The sequence below is a fragment of the Streptomyces sp. NPDC029466 genome (assembly GCF_055574515.1).
The window spans coordinates 54,243-70,489 of the sequence record NZ_JBVHZH010000014.1; the positions used below are offsets into that span (position 1 = coordinate 54,243).

General features: G+C 68.9%; 19 protein-coding genes. 1 reads left to right on the forward strand and 18 read right to left on the reverse strand.

Annotated features, from left to right (window positions below):
• Positions 1 to 70: 70 nt before the first annotated feature.
• The 16 genes from ACZ4XD_RS13695 to ACZ4XD_RS13770 all read right to left on the reverse strand — a co-directional run bounded on the left by ACZ4XD_RS13695 (position 71) and on the right by ACZ4XD_RS13770 (position 12,746).
• Entirely contained in the window at positions 71 to 1,246 is a 1,176-nt protein-coding gene (locus tag ACZ4XD_RS13695; RefSeq protein WP_468041596.1) for a site-specific integrase, read from the reverse strand.
• A 75-nt stretch (positions 1,247 to 1,321) separates the two neighbouring features.
• Positions 1,322 to 1,537: a helix-turn-helix domain-containing protein gene (locus ACZ4XD_RS13700; RefSeq protein ID WP_468041598.1), complete on the reverse strand. Its 216-nt coding sequence runs from the start codon at positions 1,535 to 1,537 to the stop codon at positions 1,322 to 1,324.
• 162 nt (positions 1,538 to 1,699) lie between these two features.
• Positions 1,700 to 2,935, reverse strand: a complete 1,236-nt coding sequence (locus ACZ4XD_RS13705) for a DUF3631 domain-containing protein (RefSeq protein ID WP_468041600.1) — start codon at positions 2,933 to 2,935, stop codon at positions 1,700 to 1,702.
• Positions 2,932 to 3,291 carry a hypothetical protein gene (locus tag ACZ4XD_RS13710; RefSeq protein ID WP_468041602.1) on the reverse strand — a complete coding sequence of 120 codons (360 nt, stop codon included), beginning with the start codon at positions 3,289 to 3,291 and terminating at the stop codon, positions 2,932 to 2,934. Before ACZ4XD_RS13710 ends, ACZ4XD_RS13705 begins: the two co-directional genes overlap by 4 nt.
• A complete protein-coding gene (locus tag ACZ4XD_RS13715; RefSeq protein WP_468041604.1) occupies positions 3,288 to 4,184 on the reverse strand; it encodes a bifunctional DNA primase/polymerase in 897 nt (298 codons plus the stop codon). Before ACZ4XD_RS13715 ends, ACZ4XD_RS13710 begins: the two co-directional genes overlap by 4 nt.
• Entirely contained in the window at positions 4,181 to 4,900 is a 720-nt protein-coding gene (locus tag ACZ4XD_RS13720; RefSeq protein WP_468041607.1) for a DNA cytosine methyltransferase, read from the reverse strand. Before ACZ4XD_RS13720 ends, ACZ4XD_RS13715 begins: the two co-directional genes overlap by 4 nt.
• A gap of 85 nt (positions 4,901 to 4,985) precedes the next feature.
• Positions 4,986 to 5,387, reverse strand: coding sequence for a single-stranded DNA-binding protein (gene ssb, locus ACZ4XD_RS13725; RefSeq protein WP_468041611.1), 402 nt, complete (start codon positions 5,385 to 5,387; stop codon positions 4,986 to 4,988).
• An 11-nt stretch (positions 5,388 to 5,398) separates the two neighbouring features.
• On the reverse strand, positions 5,399 to 5,830 hold the full coding sequence (locus ACZ4XD_RS13730) for a hypothetical protein (RefSeq protein ID WP_468041807.1): 432 nt from the start codon (positions 5,828 to 5,830) through the stop codon (positions 5,399 to 5,401).
• 58 nt (positions 5,831 to 5,888) lie between these two features.
• On the reverse strand, positions 5,889 to 6,083 hold the full coding sequence (locus ACZ4XD_RS13735; RefSeq protein ID WP_468041614.1) for a hypothetical protein: 195 nt from the start codon (positions 6,081 to 6,083) through the stop codon (positions 5,889 to 5,891).
• A 244-nt stretch (positions 6,084 to 6,327) separates the two neighbouring features.
• Positions 6,328 to 8,448: a hypothetical protein gene (locus tag ACZ4XD_RS13740; RefSeq protein ID WP_468041618.1), complete on the reverse strand. Its 2,121-nt coding sequence runs from the start codon at positions 8,446 to 8,448 to the stop codon at positions 6,328 to 6,330.
• 1 nt (position 8,449) lies between these two features.
• The gene (locus ACZ4XD_RS13745; protein WP_468041621.1) at positions 8,450 to 9,406 is read right to left on the reverse strand and encodes a hypothetical protein; all 957 of its coding nucleotides are present in this window, start codon (positions 9,404 to 9,406) and stop codon (positions 8,450 to 8,452) included.
• Between the two features lie 754 nt (positions 9,407 to 10,160).
• Complete coding sequence (locus ACZ4XD_RS13750) at positions 10,161 to 10,466, reverse strand: hypothetical protein (RefSeq protein WP_468041624.1); 306 nt, start codon at positions 10,464 to 10,466, stop codon at positions 10,161 to 10,163.
• A gap of 18 nt (positions 10,467 to 10,484) precedes the next feature.
• Entirely contained in the window at positions 10,485 to 10,877 is a 393-nt protein-coding gene (locus tag ACZ4XD_RS13755; RefSeq protein WP_468041627.1) for a DUF3307 domain-containing protein, read from the reverse strand.
• Between the two features lie 50 nt (positions 10,878 to 10,927).
• Positions 10,928 to 11,827, reverse strand: a complete 900-nt coding sequence (locus ACZ4XD_RS13760) for a DUF2637 domain-containing protein (RefSeq protein ID WP_468041631.1) — start codon at positions 11,825 to 11,827, stop codon at positions 10,928 to 10,930.
• Entirely contained in the window at positions 11,824 to 12,147 is a 324-nt protein-coding gene (locus ACZ4XD_RS13765; protein WP_468041634.1) for a hypothetical protein, read from the reverse strand. Before ACZ4XD_RS13765 ends, ACZ4XD_RS13760 begins: the two co-directional genes overlap by 4 nt.
• The gene (locus tag ACZ4XD_RS13770; protein ID WP_468041638.1) at positions 12,144 to 12,746 is read right to left on the reverse strand and encodes a hypothetical protein; all 603 of its coding nucleotides are present in this window, start codon (positions 12,744 to 12,746) and stop codon (positions 12,144 to 12,146) included. Before ACZ4XD_RS13770 ends, ACZ4XD_RS13765 begins: the two co-directional genes overlap by 4 nt.
• 1,091 nt (positions 12,747 to 13,837) lie before the next feature.
• On the opposite strand from ACZ4XD_RS13770, the gene ACZ4XD_RS13775 reads away from it, so the two are divergent.
• Positions 13,838 to 14,221, forward strand: coding sequence for a GntR family transcriptional regulator (locus ACZ4XD_RS13775; RefSeq protein ID WP_468041642.1), 384 nt, complete (start codon positions 13,838 to 13,840; stop codon positions 14,219 to 14,221).
• Positions 14,222 to 14,437: 216 nt separating this feature from the next.
• On the opposite strand, the gene ACZ4XD_RS13780 is transcribed toward ACZ4XD_RS13775, so the two are convergent.
• Positions 14,438 to 15,001, reverse strand: coding sequence for a flavoprotein (locus tag ACZ4XD_RS13780; protein ID WP_468041645.1), 564 nt, complete (start codon positions 14,999 to 15,001; stop codon positions 14,438 to 14,440).
• Positions 14,998 to 16,233: a helix-turn-helix domain-containing protein gene (locus tag ACZ4XD_RS13785; RefSeq protein WP_468041648.1), complete on the reverse strand. Its 1,236-nt coding sequence runs from the start codon at positions 16,231 to 16,233 to the stop codon at positions 14,998 to 15,000. Before ACZ4XD_RS13785 ends, ACZ4XD_RS13780 begins: the two co-directional genes overlap by 4 nt.
• Between the last annotated feature and the right edge of the window lie 14 nt (positions 16,234 to 16,247).

The window sequence follows — 16,247 nt, forward strand, 5'->3', positions numbered from 1 at the left end:
TCTCCTGCCGAACAGAGCGTTTACGGGCCGAGGGGAGCCAAACGGGGAGCCACAGACCTCTGCCGCTGGTTCACCCGTCAGCGGCAGCACCTTTCTCGAAGATCTCGTCAATGGCCTGAGCCCCGTCCACGATGACAGGGCGAATCTGCTTGCGGTAGACCCGCTCAGTCGTCAGAGAGGTGCCGTGCCCGACAACTTGCGCGATCTTCTCCAATGGAATCCCGTGGTCCGAGAGGATGGACACGAAGCTGTGTCGTAGCTCCCTCGGAGTCCATCGTTTCGGATCAGCGAAGCCCGCATCTTTCAGCAGCGCCCGGAAGTTCCGTCGCACATTTTCCGAAGAACGCTGTTCACCACTGTCCGTCCCGAAGACGAACCCCGTGTCTTCCCAGGGAAGACCCAAGGCCTCACGGCGCTGTTGCTGCCTGAGCTGGTGGTCCGCAAGAACCACCACCAGCTGCCGAGGCATGGCCAAGGTGCGTCGGCTCGCTACCGTCTTGGTATCTCCACGTCGACGCACCGACCGCCATACCTCAATGTGTGGAGCGATGCCGGTCGGCGGACCTAGATGCACATGGCTCCAGGTGAGCGGTCGCACCTCTTCAGTCCGGATACCAGTCAGCATCGACACGGCGACATACGCGTGAATCCATGTTCCTTGCCGTGCAGTGAGTGCAGATTTCGCCTGCTCCAAAGTAAGGGACTTACTAGGTCGGCCTGGCTGCCCCTCTGGCAACTCCACGAGTTCAGCCACATTCCGCAAGACCTTGTTACGTCGCTGAGCGTGGGTGATGGAGCGCCGAAGAATGGAGAGGATCATCTCCATTGAATTCGTGGCCAGAATCAACGATTTCTCATCCAGCCAGCAGTCGACAGAATCGGCCGTGAGGTCACGTAGCTTGGCTTTCCCCAGGTCAGCGATAACGTGATTCCTGGCCATGCTCTCATAGGTATTAACGCTACCCTGATCCCTGCCTTTGAGCCCTTGAGCAATCCAATCTCGCACCGCATTCTCGACCGTGTAGGCGGCAGATGTCTTGACACCGGCTTCCAGCTCTCGCTTCTTCTCTCGAAGCTTGGCGCGAACTTCGGTCTTAGTCTTGCCATACACCTTGGGGCGACTACGTTTACCTGCGGGAGTGTAGCCGCGCGACACGGCACCCACGTACCGATTCTTGGATTTATCCCAATAGATCGAATCCTCGCCGTTTCCGGCCTTGCGGGCATGCGTAGGCTCGTCGGCCACGTAATACTCCCCTTAATCGAAGAACGAGGTCACATCCCACGTGGGATGTGACCTCGCCCTCGACAGATAGCTTTTTCAGTTTTCGGCTTCCGACTCACGCATGAGCAATTCGACATACTCATCGATGTACCTAAGCGGTACGAGGCGGCGCCGGCCGATGCGCACGGTGCGGAGCCTGCCGAGTCGGATCTCTTCGTACGCCATCGAGCGCCCGACGCCGCACAGCTTGGCGGCGTCCTCGATGGTGTAGAGGCGCGGTTGCATCGCGGTGGCCGCAGCGCTGATGCCCATGACTTTCCTCCTTCCGGGGCTCTCCACCCCCTTCTCGGAGATCCGCAACATCCGCCACGCCGCAACATCGCAGGTCAGCGACTTGCTTTTGTGGCGGCTGGCGGTTGTGTTGCGGATAGGTGCCGCTACACCGGAGTGCGGCGGCACTTGCCAATCGGGTTGTCAGCCCCTGGCTGCCAAGAGCGGTGTGGCGGTTTCCGGCACCGCGTGGCGGATGTCCATGGCGCTATCCGCCACAGATTTACCCCCGCTGACCTGCGGTGTGGCGGACGTTGCGGATGTTGCGGATTCTCCGGGGGGTGGAGGGCAGTACCGGGTCCACGCGTCCTGGAGGTCCTCCGCGTAGTACCCCTTGGGGGTGCCCGACGCGGTACGGATGCCGCGCGGTCTGATCGGCTTGTTCGCCGGGGTGACGTACTGGCCAAGAAGCTTGGAGAGCTTTCGGGCGTTGATGGGCTTGTCGTCCAAGTCCGCCCAGGGCGCATCGTCCATGTGCAGGAGCATTTCGAGGATGACTGCGGTGGACATGCGGTCGGCACCGCCAAAGACGTGGTCGCGCAGGTCGGTGAGCAGACGGACGCCGAGGGAGGCTTCGTCGTTGTCCTGGGCGGCGTTGACCAGTTCCAGGCAGGCTGCGCGGGCACGGGCGGGCCAGTGGCCGCCGGCCGCGTCGGCCACGGCGAGCAGCGGCTCCCACACGTCCGCGGGGCGGTCGATGACGCCTTCGGGCATGTCGGGCCAGGCGTCCTGCACGGCCTGGCGGACGGTGTCGGCCCAATCGGCGAGGCGGTCGCGTAGCGCGTGACCCTGCTTTTCGTGGAGACGGCGGCGGTAGGGCTCGACCTTCTCGTTGGGGGCGCGTTTGCGCATGCGGATGATCACGGAACGGGTCAGGATCGTGTCCGGCAGTGAACCAAGGCCGGCCATGGCGACGGCGCAGAAGGACGGGAACGGCTGAACGGTCTGGTCGCCCTTCCCGTCGGCCACGCAGCGGTGCGCTTGCCCGCCGCGCCGGTAGCCCGAGTTGAGGAAGCCGCGCACGGGCTCGTTGTCCCCTGCCTTGGGGCCGAAGACGGTGTCGATCTCGTCGAAGAGGATGGTGGGGCAGCCTTCGGGGCTCTCCACGACGCGGAAGAGGACGTTCGCGGAGCAGTTGACGGTGACCATGGCGCGGGGAACGAGAGTCTCCACGATTTCCAGGGCTCGGCTTTTGCCGCTGCCCGGTTCTGGTGAGAGAAAGGCCAGGCGGGCTGTGGAGTCGAGCGCTTCCATGAGGTGCGCGTGCGCGTCCCACAGCGCGACAGCGACGTAGGCGGCTTCGGTGGGGAAGACGTTGAAGCGCCTGTGGAAGCGCTCGACTTCGTCCAGCAGGGCGGCGCCGTCGATGTGGTCGGTCATGCGGCGGTTTTCCTGTTCGTTTCGGGGGCGCGGTGTGGGCAGTGGCCGATACGCACGCGGGTGGTCAGTTCGATGACGGCCTTGTGGCCGCGGGCCCGTTCATGCCTGCCGCAGGCACACAGCCAGTCGGCGACGGGTACGTCGCCGCGGCCCGTGTCACGGATTTCGATGCCTGGGCGGATGCCGGTCACCGTGACCGTGTGCAGGTCGGGGCGAAGAGCTGAAACGACGCCCTGACGGGCGGGCTCTTCCCCGCCGCGAGGGTCGGTCGGCGCTTGGGCGGTGGTGGCGGAGCACGCGGTGCCGGTGTCACCGGCAAGGCGTTTGGGGTGCGCGGGAGGCCGGGTGGGGGTCAAGAGACCTCCCGGGGCCGGCAGGTTCGGGCGGAGTAGGCCAGGGCGTCACGGATGGTGGCCCGGCATTCGGCCGGTGACAGTCCCACGGACTCCCCCGCCGCCCCAAACGCCTCCTCAACCTCATGGCGGGGGATGTCGCCCCAGACCACGAAACGCCCCATGGCGATGGTGCGCGTCAGCAGCAGCCGGTGCCGCTCCCCCTCCCCAGCTCCCTGCACAGTGGCCACCTCACGCGCCAGAGCGACCTGCGCCCGACGCGTGGCCCGGCCGGGAACCCGCAGCGCCGCAAGTGGCATGGGCGGGTCGACGGGCCGGGGCTGAAGGAGATGCAGAAGCCAGTTCGGCAGGGCGATTGCGGGGGCGTCGTTGATCGGCTGATAGGCGCCCTGGGGGGTCGTGCTGCCGGCGGCGACGATGTTGCCGCCCCAGGCCCGTGTGTCGATGTTCGGGGCCAGGGTCTTGGTGGTGCTGGGCAGCCGGGCGTCGTGGCCTGCGGTGAAGTATAGGTGGAGTCCGCGGCTGGGCGTCCGCACCGTGTAGGTCAGCGGCCAGGACTGTCCGGCGCGCTCGCAGAGCGCCTGGAAAGACGTCGCGCCGCAAGGCGCGTCCGAACTCGTCTTTCCCTTGGGGATGTCCAGATCGACGACGAGCAGGTTCGATGGGCCGGTGGCGATACCGACGTTGAACCCTCCCGCGGCCCAGGCGGCGCGGATGCGGTCAGGGTCGGTGGTGGCCCTGACCTCCCACTTCTTGTGGCCGGCGGCGCATTCCCCGGTCCGGCGACAGGTGCGCTCTCCGTGGAGGGCAGAGCCTTTCGCACCAGGGCGCAGCGGGTGGACGTGCCAGCCGTGTTCAGCGGCGTTCAAGGCGGCGGTGAGCAGGTCGTGGTTCATGCGGCCACCTGCCGAACGCCGGCGAGGTACTGGGTGCCGATCCAGTGGGTGTAGTCCGGGGGCAGGGCTTCACGAAGGCGGAAGTGATCGGTGGACCAGTCGATGCCCTTTGCCTCCCGGATCTCATTCACGGTGGCTTTGCCGCCGCCGGAGCCATAGGCGGCCACGTACGGCCCGTCGAAGAACTGACCGTGCCGCCAACTGCGCACACGCCCCTGGTGGGAGGGGTGCGCCGGCTGTAGGGCGGACCAGGCGCCGAGTTCGAGGTAGCGGTGCATGAGCACGCCCAGGCCGAACATCTCCCCACACAGGCGGATGTCCTTGCGCACCGAGCTGCCGGGCACGTTCTCGATCACGTACGGCACCCTGACCGCATCGAGGGCTGCGCGGGTGGGGGTGATGAGGCGGGGGTGGGTGCGGCCGGTGGCTTTGTTGCGGGCTGCGTTGGTGCCCTTGGTGCAGGCGCTCTCGCCCTGGCAGGGCGGGGAGGCGTGGATGAAGTCGAACTCCGCGCCGTGGGCGCGGATGAACTCGATCGCGTCGCCCTGGTGGAAGGCATCGCCGCAGTAGTCCGGTTGCGGTGCGATGTCGATGCCGGTGACGTGGAAGCCGGCCCGCTGGTAGCCGCGGGCCGCGCCACCGATGCAGCAGAAAACGTCGAGCAGACGCGGCTTACGGATAGCGTCTGCTCGCGGGATCGGGATCGGGTGGGTCATCCTGGAGTCTCCAGTTCTCTTCTGGGTGCTGGGGCCGGGGCGACCGCAGTTCTTTGGCGAGATGCGGCGGTCGCCCCGGGCGTGATCAGAACGGGGGCTCGTCCCCGGTCGGGCCCGTCTGGGCCTGGCCGGCGGGGCGGACGGCGGTGAAGCGGACGCTGGCGCCGATGTCGTCGATCTCCAGGGCGAGCATCGAGCGGTTCTCCCCTTCGGAGGTCTGCCAGTTGTGCTGGCGGATGCGGCCGGAGGCCACTACGCGGGTGCCCTTGGTGAAGCTGTCGGCGATGTGCTCGGCGAGCTGGCGCCACGCGGCGCAGCGGAAGAACGTGGTGGTGCCGTCCCGCCACTGGCCGGAGTCCTTGTCGAAGGTGCGCGGGGTGGAGGCGACGGTGAACTTCGCCATCGCCTGGCCGCCGTCGGTGAACTTGATTTCGGGGTCGGCGGTCAGGTTGCCGATGACGGTGATCGGGGTCTCTCCCATGGCCATGGGGGCTCTCCTTAGCGGTGGTTGATGGTGCCGTTGGCGCGGCCGAAGAGGCCGGTGGCGGTGATGTGCTGGGTGATGTGGGGCCGTTGTGCGGCGGTGATACGGGCTCGGACACGGCCGATGACCACGGCCGCGACGGTCCCGCCGGCAGCGATGGCCGCGACCGCGGACCACAGGACGTGACTGACGGCGATCAGGCCGGGGGCGGCGGCCGAGAGGCCGACCGCGGCGACCGCGATGCCTCCGCCGACGGTCGGGGCCAGCAGGGCAGTGCTCTTGGCCCAGGCCGGGATCGGCTGAGCGGCCGGCGGCGCCGGGACGGGTGGCTGGGGTGGCGGGTTGGTGGGGCTGGTGCTGTAGGCCAGGGCCCGTTCCCCGGACGGGAGGATGACTTCCTGGACGCCGGGAGGGATCTCGTCGGCGCGCAGCGCCGGTACCTCCATCGTGGCCGGGGCGGGGTGTTCGGATCTCACGGACTCCTCCTCTACGAGCCGCGGCGGATCAGGCGGTGAGGTGGGTAAAGGCGTCGGCTATGGCCTGACACAGGTCATTGATGGGCTTGTGGGCGCCGGTTCCGGCGACGAAGAAGCCGAAGAGGAAGACCACGACGGCGGTGCCGGCGGTGAGGGAACGGGAGCGGATGAGGAAGAAGGTGAGGATGCCGAGGAGGACAGCGGCGGAGAGGGTCACGGCCATATAGCAACTCCGGTGTCGGTGGTGAACGGGCGGAACCCCCGCGCCGCGGGCGGCGATCGGGGGTTCCGGCGTTCGATGTGGTGTGACGCTGTGTGGTTGTAGTGGGTAGTGGCTACTGGGTAGTGGATAGTGGGGGGCCCAGTAGAAGTTCCTGTTGAAGGCCCGTATGTGGCTCTAGTGGGGTGTTCTGCTGGGTAGTGGGGTGGACCCCACTACCCAGTACCCGGTAGCCGTGTGTGGCCGTTCAGACGTGATCGGGGTGGACGTAGACCGAGTGCGGCCCGTTGTCCCGGTAGGCCAAGTCGCCCCGCTCGACGGCGCTCTGGAGAGCAGCCCGGACGGTCTTGCGGTCGCGGCCGACGAGGTCGGCGACGGCGCCGGGCTTCATACCCATGGTGCCGGCCGACTCGATCGCGTCGATCGCCTCCGCCAGCCACGCCGGTCCGCTCTCCTCCTGCCCGCGCAACGCGGACAGGTTCAGCCCCTCGGCCTTCGGCTCGGGCGCGGGCTCCGCGTCCTTGGGGACGGCATCCTCGGTGGGGTCCTTGGCGGTGCCAAAGCGGGCGTCGATCTGCTGCATGAACTTGCGCGCCAGATCGTCCGCATCCTCCTTCCCGCCCGCGGATTGGTTGCGGAAGGCGGAGAGGTTCAACCCCGACCCCGCGGCCGCCGGGCCACTGGATGCGGTCTCGTCGGCAGGCTGGGTCGAATTGTCAGCGCCGGTGTCGTTGATCCAGGTGAGGCGGTCGGTGTCCCAGCGGGTGGTGTAGGCGGGGCCTGCGGCGCGGGCGGAGACGGCGTCGAGGGTGGGGTGGCGGTCGCTGGTGGCGTGGACGATGTCGCGGATCTGGTTGGGCAGGATCCGCCAGTTCTTGAACAGCGCCGCCGGGGACTCGGGGGTGCTCATGAAGCCCGACCCCTTGTAGGGGGCCTGTTCGACGCGCAGGCCGCGGCGGCCGGGGAACATCTTCGACAGGTCCATGCCCTCGGTCTCACCACCGGTCAGCGCCACCCGCACCTTCGCCTCACGGCGGATCATCAGGTTGCCCAGCACCGCCCCGGTGGCGCCGAGGGCGGTGAGGACGGTGCGGCCGCCCATGGCGCGCATGATCCGGATGACTTCGAGGATGCGCTTGGCCAGCTCCCGCATCTGCTTGTCGTTGGCGGCGAGGATCTCGGCGCCCTCGTCCACGACCAGCATGATCTGCGGAATCTTCCGGCTGATCGGCAGCAGATCGGTGTTGTGCTGGGCCATGAGGTCTTGGTAGGCGGTCTTGCGGGTCTTGGCGATCCGCACCATCGCGTCCAGCATGACCAGCGCCTCACCGGGGGTGGCGGCGAGCCAGTCGATGCCCGGCCGGACCTTGTCCCCCACCGTGCCGTTCGCATCGAGGGCGGGGCGGACCCAGGGCAGGCCGGCCGATCCGGCGTTCAGGTCGATCACCCACGTCAGCACGTCCTCGGCGCGGGCGAACCCGGCGAGGACGGTGTGAACGAGGTTGGTCTTGCCCGACCCGGTGGGGCCAACCAGCAGCGCACACTGCTCCCGCAGATAGGCCTTGACCTCATCGGCGTTGCTCCGGACTCCCCACGGGATGCCCGTGTGGATGGACAGGGGGCCGTAGGTGTTGGGGTAGGGGACTTCGCCGGCCAGGACGTTGACGGTGCCGACGTCGATCAGGACGCGGCCCTGGTCGATGCCGGGCTGGGCGGTGGCGGTGCAGCCGTGCGGCAGCCGGGCATCCGCCGACAGGCGGGGCGCCTCCTTGGCGATCCGGTCCCAGGTGATGCCGCCGGACAGTTCGGCATCGATCGTGAAGCCGGTCCCGGCCTGCCACTTCTCGACCGCCAGCACCCTGAGCGTGACCCCGCAGATGCGCTGGATGCGCTCGACCCACTCGGTCGCGATCGCGCGGCGTTCGGCGGACAGTTCGGCCGCCACCTGCCGTTCGGCGGCGTGCAGGGCTTCTTCTTCGCGGGCTTCTTCGTAGAGGTTGGTGGAGCGGGTGGCGGTAGCGATCCCGACCCCGAGGGTGGCAAGCGATCCGAGGGCGGCCCAGGTCAGGGGGCCGTGGACGGTGGCCCAGGTGGTCCATCCGGCGCCGACGAGCCAGGAGGCGGCGCGGGTGGCCAGGGTGCGGCCGGCGTTGCGCATCCGCACTCCGGCGACGGTGTGCCCCAGGGCGCCGGCGGCGCCGACGGCCAGGGCCCAGGCGGGCGGCATGTGGGTGGCCGCGCCGACGGTGGCAACGGCGAAGGCTCCGGTGGTGGCGGACAGGGCGCCGGTCACGGGTCCGTGACCAGCCGCCCAGTCCAGCACCGGGCCACTCTTGTGCTTCTTGACGGTGGCGGTGCTGGCGCTCATTTCAGACGTTCCAGCCCTTCTCGGCCTCGGGGCCGTTGCGGGGGTCTTCGTGGCGGGCGATGTCGGCCTCGTGGGCCTGGCGGAAGGCGGGGCCGATGTCCTCGGCCGCGGACTGCGCGGCGTTCAGGGCCTGGAAGAGGTCGTTGAAGCCGTCGGCGACCTCCTTCTCCAGCGCGAACTCGGAGTCGGAGCGCTCGGCGAGGATGCGGATGGTGTTGGCGATCGAGGCGAACGCGGCGGGCAGCCCCTCGACCATGGCCAGCACCTCCATGCAGCCCTCGGGCTCGTAGGACTGAGCGGCCTCTTCCATCTCGGCGGCGTGCTCTTCGAAGCGGAATCCGGACTCGGACACGATCTCTCCTCCACAAGTGCTGCATACGGGGTCAGGGCGCTCTGCGGTGTCGCCGATCTCCTCGCCGTCGGCTTCGGCGTCGATGGCGTCTTCCTGCTCAGCAAGCTCCGCGCGGATTTCGGCGTCTCGCTCGGCGCGGTCCTCTGCGGCCTGGGCCACCAGGTGCTGGTAGAGGCGGCGGCCGGGGTACTGCATCCACTCCGCGCCCAGCCACCGCCCCAGCGGGGTGGAGACCAGGCCGATGACTCCGAGCGGGAGGGCGAGGGCGGCGGCGAGCAGGCGCCGGCCGTGGAAGCGGGCCGCCGACTTGATCAGCGCGATGCGCGCGGCCCGGCGGGCTGGGGCCTTGAGCTTCTTGAGCAGCTTGGCCTGCGCCTTGTCCCGCACCCGCTGCTGCTTAGCCGCCACCTTGCCGTTCGTCGCGGTATCGCGAGCGGCGCGGGATTTGGCGACGGCGGCGTCACGGCCCTTCGCGGCCTGCGTCAGGCCCCTCGACAACGCGCGGCCCGTCGGCCCGCCGGACGCGAGCCGGGCTGCGGTCCGGGCGGCCGGGCCTGCAGCACGGCGGGAGTCCGCAGCACCGCGCCGGGCGGCAGCGGACTGCATGCGTGCTGCCTTGCGGGTCGGCGTCGTCGACCGCTGATCCGCCCGCAACGACCTCACCGCACCCGCCCGGCCGCCCGCTCGCCCGCCCGCACCGCCACCGGCCCGGGAGCCGCCAGCTGCACGGCTGGAAGCGGGTGTTGCCTTGGACAGCGAGACCCGGCCGGTGCCGGGAGCCGTACGGGAAGTGTGCGGCGCACGGCGCGCAGACGAAGCCTTCCCGGCCGTGCCGGAAGCACCAGACCCGGCCCGGGAACCGCGCTTTCCCGCCCCCTTGCCGCCGCCGGCGCCGCCGCTGCGGCCGCTTCCCCCACCGGAAGACCTGGTGCGGGGCGAGGGGATACGGCCGGTACGAGAGGCAGCCGTGGCGCCACGGGCGGTAGTGCGCTTGCGAGCGGCGCGGCGGGAGCGGGCTGCGGCAGCCGCGCTGACGCCCGCAGCACCAGCGGCCGTCAGGCCTGCGGCGATCGGGCCACCGGCCAGCGCGGCGGTAGCCACCAGGCCCACCGTCGTATTCGCCGTCGACAACGCCAACGGCACCACCGGAATCCCACCCGGAGTGTGCGCCACGTCGACGGCCACGGCGGGCGCGAGGTCCGGCGCGGACGGTGTCGGAGCGTGCGGTGCGGGGGGTGTCTCGGGGGCTTCTACCGGTTGGGTACTGACATCCGTCATGCTGAGATCACTCCTTTCAGGAGAAGGCGCCCCCGGCCGGGCCCTGAGAAGCGGGCCGGGGGCGCCGTGCGAACAGCCCAGATCAGGGCCGGACATCGTGGTGAGGGTGGGTGGCGGCGGCCTCCTGCCACCGCCGGTTCTCCGCCGCATCCACCCCGCGCACCCGCACCCGGAAGGTGCACCCGGGCACCAGGCAGCGGTGAATGGTGACGTCGAAGACATCCGCGAGATGCCCCGCCAGCCACAGGGCTGCAGCGCCCGTGCCCAGCGAACAGGACACGACCAGCGAGGCGGGAAGACCGTAGGCGCTCAGCCGCACGGCGTAGGAGACGGCTACCGCCGCACCCACGACAGAGACGGCGGCCAGGATCAGGTGACGACGCTTCACGATGTGCTCCTTCAGGGGTCAGGCAGCTAGGTAGAGGGCGGCCGCGGTCAGGGCGGCGATGTGGGCGGCCTGATCGACATGCGCCGCGCCACCGTTCTTGAGGAAGTCGTGCTGGCCGGCGTGCTCCATCCACCAGCGCACGGGCCAGCGCCGGTCGATGAGGCTGTGGGTGACGCCGATCCACAGGACCGCGAGGGCGGCGGGGACGAGCGGCAGGTGCCAGTCCAGCACCGCACTGCCGACGGCCAGCAGCACGGCGCAGGTCAGGACGTGGGTGGCGGCGTGGGTGAGGTTGGCACGCCAGCCGCAGGCGGTCTTCTCGGCTTTGTGGGTGGCCTGGTGGTCGGTCTGGCCGGGGTAGTCGGCCAGCAGATGGCCGAGGTAGAGCAGGAACGCGATGTCAGCGAACATGTGGGCTCCTGGTGACGGACGGCGTCCTGGGTGGTGTGGTGGAGGCCGGGTCAGCTGGCGATGGCGGTGGGGAAGGCGGCCAGCTGGGGTTCGCGGGAGCGGACTCGGGCGCGTGCGGTTCGGGCTGTGGACTCGGACGAGCCGAGGCCGGCGGCGGCCATCACCTCGGTCATGCGGGCGGTGTTGGGCTGAGTGAAGTCCGTGCCGTACAGCGCGCGGATCAGTTGGTCGACACGGTTGGGGTAGATCACCGGCATGCACAGGTCGACAGGCGTCGAGGGCTCCTCGACGGGGTCGGCCAGCACGTCGACGGCCGTCGACTGCACCTCGGCCTCTTTCACCCTTGGAAGGGGTTCGGGCAGCGGGACGGCCACAGCGGGAGCGGAGCCGGTGACCGGCTCGGGGGCCGGGCCGGTGTCTTCTTCGACGGGCGTCGACGGGTGGTCGACGGTGTCGGCCGTCGCGTCGACGGCCGGCGAGATGCGGGCGGCGAGGTAGGCGTGGACCTGCCGCATCAACGCGCCAAAGGCCAGGAGCGCGGCGACGGGCGGGACTGCGGCGACGACGTAATCGAGGCCCTCGGCTTGGTCGCCGACGCCTGCCACGTTCAGGGCGATGGAGCCGCCGGACCCTGCTGCGGCCAGGAGGATTGCCCATCCGTCGACCCTGTGGGCCAGTGAGGCCCGCAGGATGAGGAGTTCGCCAATGACGATGAACAGGTCGACGGTGGCGGGCCAGGCCCACGAGCGGGCCAGCGCGTCCGCCATGCCGTGACGGGCGGCGACCTCCTGCAAGTGCTCATAGGACAGCCAGAACGCCGCGGCCGTCAGCAGCACCGTCAGGACGCCTGCCAGCACGGCGATGATGTAGCCGATGTCGACGGGCGTCGAGCCGACATTGACGCCCGTCGACGAGGCTTCGACGCGGGCTCCCGCAGGCTGGACGCTCACGACGCCTCACCACTGTCGTGCTTCGGGGGCTCGCTGAAGGCGACCAGGCGAAGGTTCACGCCGGCGTAGGCGGTGGAGGCGGTCAGCACGCGGGTGCATCCCGGGCCCTGCTCCTTGTAGATCACCGACTCGGGCAGGATGCCGACCGCCTCCCGCCACGCCTCGAACACGCGGAAGTCGTCGTGGGTGACCAGCTCCAGCTGAGCGGGGAAGTACGTGGACACCTCCACGTGCACCGCGGGGAGCCCGGGAAAGTCACGGGCCAGCAGCCGCAGAGCCTGCAGCGGAGCGGCGAGATCGCTCATGGTCAGAGTGTTCATGCCGCCTCCCCCGTCCCGAAGAAGCGGCCGGCGGCACGGTGCGCGTGCAGCGAGTGGACCGCGGCCATGATGCCGTCGTGGCCCCGTCGGAAGGGGCCACGGCCGGTGCGGTGCAGGGCCGCCAGGCGGCTGGTCCGGTCGTCGCGGAGCGCGGTGGCGGCGGTGTGCAGGCCGAGGTCGTAGAGGGTGGGGTCATCGGCGAGGATGTCGCGGGCCGCGTCGAGGCGGGCCTCGCGCTCCTGTTCGCTCTCGTTGTCCTCGCCGAGCCACAGCTCCAGCGGTGTGCCCAGGGCGAGTTCGAGGTAGTCGGTGTCGGTCAGGGCCTGGTGGCGGCCGATGTACGTCTTCATCAGGGGAACTCCGAAATCTTCGGTGAGACAGCGGTGGCCGCCCGCCGCTCGGTAGGGCCGAGGGCGGGGCCGGTGTGTGCTGTGGATGTCGCCGACCCGGTGGCCTGCGGCGTAGGCGCCGACGGCAGCACCGGCGGCCGCGGCGAGGAGTGCGCGGGCGAGGGGGTTGCGTATGCCGTGACGTGACAAGGCCCGCATCGCCGCCAGCTGCGTGATGCGGGCCCGTATCACTGGAGGTTCTGGACTCATCGGCCCTTCGCGCGGGCGTCCCGCTCCGACTGCTCGTTGCGGCGACGCAGATCCTCGGCGAGCTGGCGCTTCTGCTCCTCGGTCATCACCGCCCACCTCCCGCCAGGACGCGGCGCAGGGCCTCGTCCATGTCCGGGTCGGAGTCGGCGGGGTGCACGCCCGGGGCGTGGAATGTCATGCTGTTGGCGATCACAGGTAGTTCCTCTCTACAGGTGCCTGTGGCGCGCGCCGTCCGGGTGGCACCCCGGGCGGCGCTTTCCTCGTTCGGAGCGTTCCGGCTCCCCTCAACCCCGCCCGTACGAGCCGCTCCCGAAGGAAGGCCCGGACGGGCGGAGGAGGCAACCGGCCGCAGCGCCACAGCGCTGCGGGTCCAGGTAGAGGCGGACCGGATGTCGTACAGGCGCCGCCGGCCGGTCCATCACGGCGGCACCGAGGTATGTCGTTGGTTCACACCGACCTCCCGCAGAGAGCAGGGATGGGATACGGCTTCACCGGTGCGCCGTGGCAACGGAGCACCGGTCCCGAGCCGGGAAATCGGGCGCGTCATCGTCACTGCTCTGACGCCAGCAGGGCGGCTGCACCGGGTGGCACCCAGAGGGTGTTCTCCAGAGCCGGTGCAGGTGGCATGTGGTGCCGCCGACGACTTCACCCGGTCGTCTCGGGGGCGATCTGTCTCATCTCGCCACGTGCGTTGGGGCCTACCGCGGCTCCCGAAGGAAGCCACGGTTTCCGCTGTACTGCTCCACACCCGAAGCCGGGTGGCGCCTGCCAAGCGCGTAGGAGGAGAACGTCGTCCATCACGGCGGCTCGCCCCCGGACCCTCGCCCTAGGCACCTACCGTGACCGCCGCTCTCGCGTCAGCCCCGCACGATCACTCTTCAGTTCACAAGCAACGACCGCTTCCTTTCGACCCCTGTCACAGGGCCGTCCGGGCGACGCTGATCACGCATTTCTGCAGGTCAAGCAGTGCGACTTCCGAGCCCAGTGGTGGCGCCCTCTCGCGAATTCAGATTGACCTAGGTCAATCTGAATGTCAAGCCGCTCTCCCCTCCACCCCGGAGATTGACCTAGGTCCGGTTACGCTCGGAGCTATGAATCCCAGCTCCGACGCACCAAAACCCACGGCCAAGGACATCGCCGCGAGGTACCGCAAGGAGATTGCGAACGGCGAGCGCGAGGCGGGCTCCCGCATGCCGGCCGCGCGCCAGCTCGCGAAGGAACTCGGCGTTCAGCTCATGACGGTGCAGAGCGCGTACAACCAGCTCCGCGACGAAGGCCTCGTTCTCAGCCAGCAGGGGCGCGGAACCTTCGTCCGCGACCCCGCGGTGCCGCTCGGAACCGAGCCAGGAAGCAGTCCCGCCTACGTCGTACTCGCGGAGGAGCTCAACTCGATCCATGACGCCCTCCGCCAACTCGGCGAGCGCCTGGATCGCCTTGAGAGAGTCGTGGGAGATGCGACTCCGCCTGCACAATGAGCGTGTCGGCTCGCTCAAGCAGGCGACCGGCCGTGGCACGTGCCGCGTTCATGCTTGCCGTAAGCAGCGCCAGTTCGGCGGGAGTCATGCCGCCCAGATCGCCAATTCGCTCCTTGTTCCCCGTCATGCTTACGAGCATGTGGCCGGGAACAGCAGAGGACCCGGACAGTCTGTCCGGGTCCTCTGTCTTTGCAGGTCAAGCTAGTTGACAAGCCGTCATTCAGTAGCGGCGTCCACCGCGTCCAGCACAGCCGTCCATGGGAGTTCTCGCCCAGAGGGCGCTTCCCTCGGCTCGTACAACGGCCACACTTCCGGTCCGTAGACGAGACGCACACCGGCCTCTCTCAGGTCTCCAATGTGACGCTCCCACGCCGGGTGACGAGCATGCGCCGCGTTCACGCGAGGGAGGAGAACGACGGGCAGGCCAATGGTCCCGATCGCCTCACCGACCTGTGTCAGCGCCTGGTTGTCCATGAGGCCGGTCGCAAGTTTCGCGACCATGTTGGCTGACGCTGGAGCAACCACGTAGCAGTCGACCTCTGGGTGCGGACGCGCTTCCCCAGGCAACCGCGGCTGATCGCGTACGGGCAGCCCGGTCAGCCTCTCCAGTCGCTCGGCTTCGCCGCTCATCCGCAGCCAGTTCCCCGCGGTCGGCGTCAGCGTCACCGCTACCTGCCACCCACGCTTCATCGCGGGTTCGACGAGACCGGTACGCAACTTCTCCACTCCGCCGGCCGCCGAAGCCACAACCCCGAGCACACCGCGTTTGCCTGAATTCACCGCACCGCCCTGCAACGTTGAGCCATCACGAACACCTCGGACGAACGAGAGCCGCCGGTCACCGGAGACTGCTTGACCAGGTCTCGTAGCGTCTCGCGCACCCTGGGATTGTTGCGCACCAGCTGCGGGGAGGTCCGCTCGGCGGTTCGAAGCTCCTCGAAGGCCTCGTCCCCTTGTCCCGCCAATGAGAGCGCACGCGCGTAGTCGATCCGGTGCGAGACGCTGCGCTCTTGCGGCATATGGTCCACGTTGATCCGACCGTGCTCGACCACGTACGAGATGTTGTCGAGATCCAGCTCGACAGACAGCCGATGAAGCAGCACATTCGTCGGACCGAATCCGGTCTGCCAGTAGTTCGCGTCGGTACCAAGGTCCTCAGCAAGCGCCTCGGCCCGGCTCAGCAGGCTCATCGCGGTCGGGCGATCCTGATGCCTTGCTGCCGCGACCGCGGCGCGCAGGTGGATCATTCCAAGCAGGCTGAGCGCGGCCGGGTCATTGTCCGAGACGCGAGACGACAGCCAAGCTGCTGCGGTGTTCCCGAGTTCCAGGGCATCGTCGTAGCGGCCGTTGGCAAGCAGAGCGTGCGTGCCGGAACGCGCGGCCGAGGTGAGGACGAGCGGGTCATCAGACTCGTCTGCGGCTCGCATAGCACGCTCAGCCGCCAGCCATGAGATGTCCGATTCGCCGATCTTCGCGAGTGTCGTAGCGGCGAGATGGTGAGTACGGGCCGACACAGCCCAGCAGTCTCGGCGGTCTACCCCGCGTCGAGCGGCGCGGTCTTCCAGTTCCTGCGCAGTCTGGAGGAGGGCGGGAAGAGCGGCGATGACGCTGCCAAGTCGGCCGCCCTGGTAGTCGTCCCAGGCATGTTCCACACGCGCCGCCACGGGCCCAGGCGCGGGAAGCTGCACTTCTACTTCCGGACCGAAAAGCAGGCGCGAAAGCCGACGTGGGCTCATGAGCGCATCGCGCACGGCCGGCACATCGTCCTGTTGCCGCTCGCCTTCCATGAGCACAGTCTGGCCGAGGAGATCTCCCAGCGGCACACGCAGGATGCGCCCGAGTTCCGTGAGCATGTCGATCCGCGGCGGCTTCCTTCGGCCGGTCTCGATCTTTGCGAGCCAGTCAGTGCTACGGCCGAGCAGTCCGGCCAGCACTGGTTGCGTGTAGCCGCGGCGTTTCCGGTAGAAGGCGATCCGTTCGCCGATGCTGAGGTGATCTCCGAGACCACGCATTGCGTGCTGCCTCC

Coding starts and splice junctions, on each gene's coding strand:
- ACZ4XD_RS13735 (WP_468041614.1), bottom strand. CDS start 6,083: ATGGCCGTGACCCTCTCCGCCGCTGTCCTCCTCGGCATCCTCACCTTC.
- ACZ4XD_RS13745 (WP_468041621.1), bottom strand. CDS start 9,406: ATGCAGTCCGCTGCCGCCCGGCGCGGTGCTGCGGACTCCCGCCGTGCT.
- ACZ4XD_RS13765 (WP_468041634.1), bottom strand. CDS start 12,147: ATGAACACTCTGACCATGAGCGATCTCGCCGCTCCGCTGCAGGCTCTG.
- ACZ4XD_RS13705 (WP_468041600.1), bottom strand. CDS start 2,935: ATGACCGACCACATCGACGGCGCCGCCCTGCTGGACGAAGTCGAGCGC.
- ACZ4XD_RS13715 (WP_468041604.1), bottom strand. CDS start 4,184: ATGAACCACGACCTGCTCACCGCCGCCTTGAACGCCGCTGAACACGGC.
- ACZ4XD_RS13720 (WP_468041607.1), bottom strand. CDS start 4,900: ATGACCCACCCGATCCCGATCCCGCGAGCAGACGCTATCCGTAAGCCG.
- ACZ4XD_RS13770 (WP_468041638.1), bottom strand. CDS start 12,746: ATGAGTCCAGAACCTCCAGTGATACGGGCCCGCATCACGCAGCTGGCG.
- ACZ4XD_RS13730 (WP_468041807.1), bottom strand. CDS start 5,830: ATGGAGGTACCGGCGCTGCGCGCCGACGAGATCCCTCCCGGCGTCCAG.
- ACZ4XD_RS13785 (WP_468041648.1), bottom strand. CDS start 16,233: ATGCGTGGTCTCGGAGATCACCTCAGCATCGGCGAACGGATCGCCTTC.
- ACZ4XD_RS13775 (WP_468041642.1), top strand. CDS start 13,838: ATGAATCCCAGCTCCGACGCACCAAAACCCACGGCCAAGGACATCGCC.
- ACZ4XD_RS13755 (WP_468041627.1), bottom strand. CDS start 10,877: ATGTTCGCTGACATCGCGTTCCTGCTCTACCTCGGCCATCTGCTGGCC.
- ACZ4XD_RS13700 (WP_468041598.1), bottom strand. CDS start 1,537: ATGGGCATCAGCGCTGCGGCCACCGCGATGCAACCGCGCCTCTACACC.
- ACZ4XD_RS13740 (WP_468041618.1), bottom strand. CDS start 8,448: ATGAGCGCCAGCACCGCCACCGTCAAGAAGCACAAGAGTGGCCCGGTG.
- ssb (WP_468041611.1), bottom strand. CDS start 5,387: ATGGCCATGGGAGAGACCCCGATCACCGTCATCGGCAACCTGACCGCC.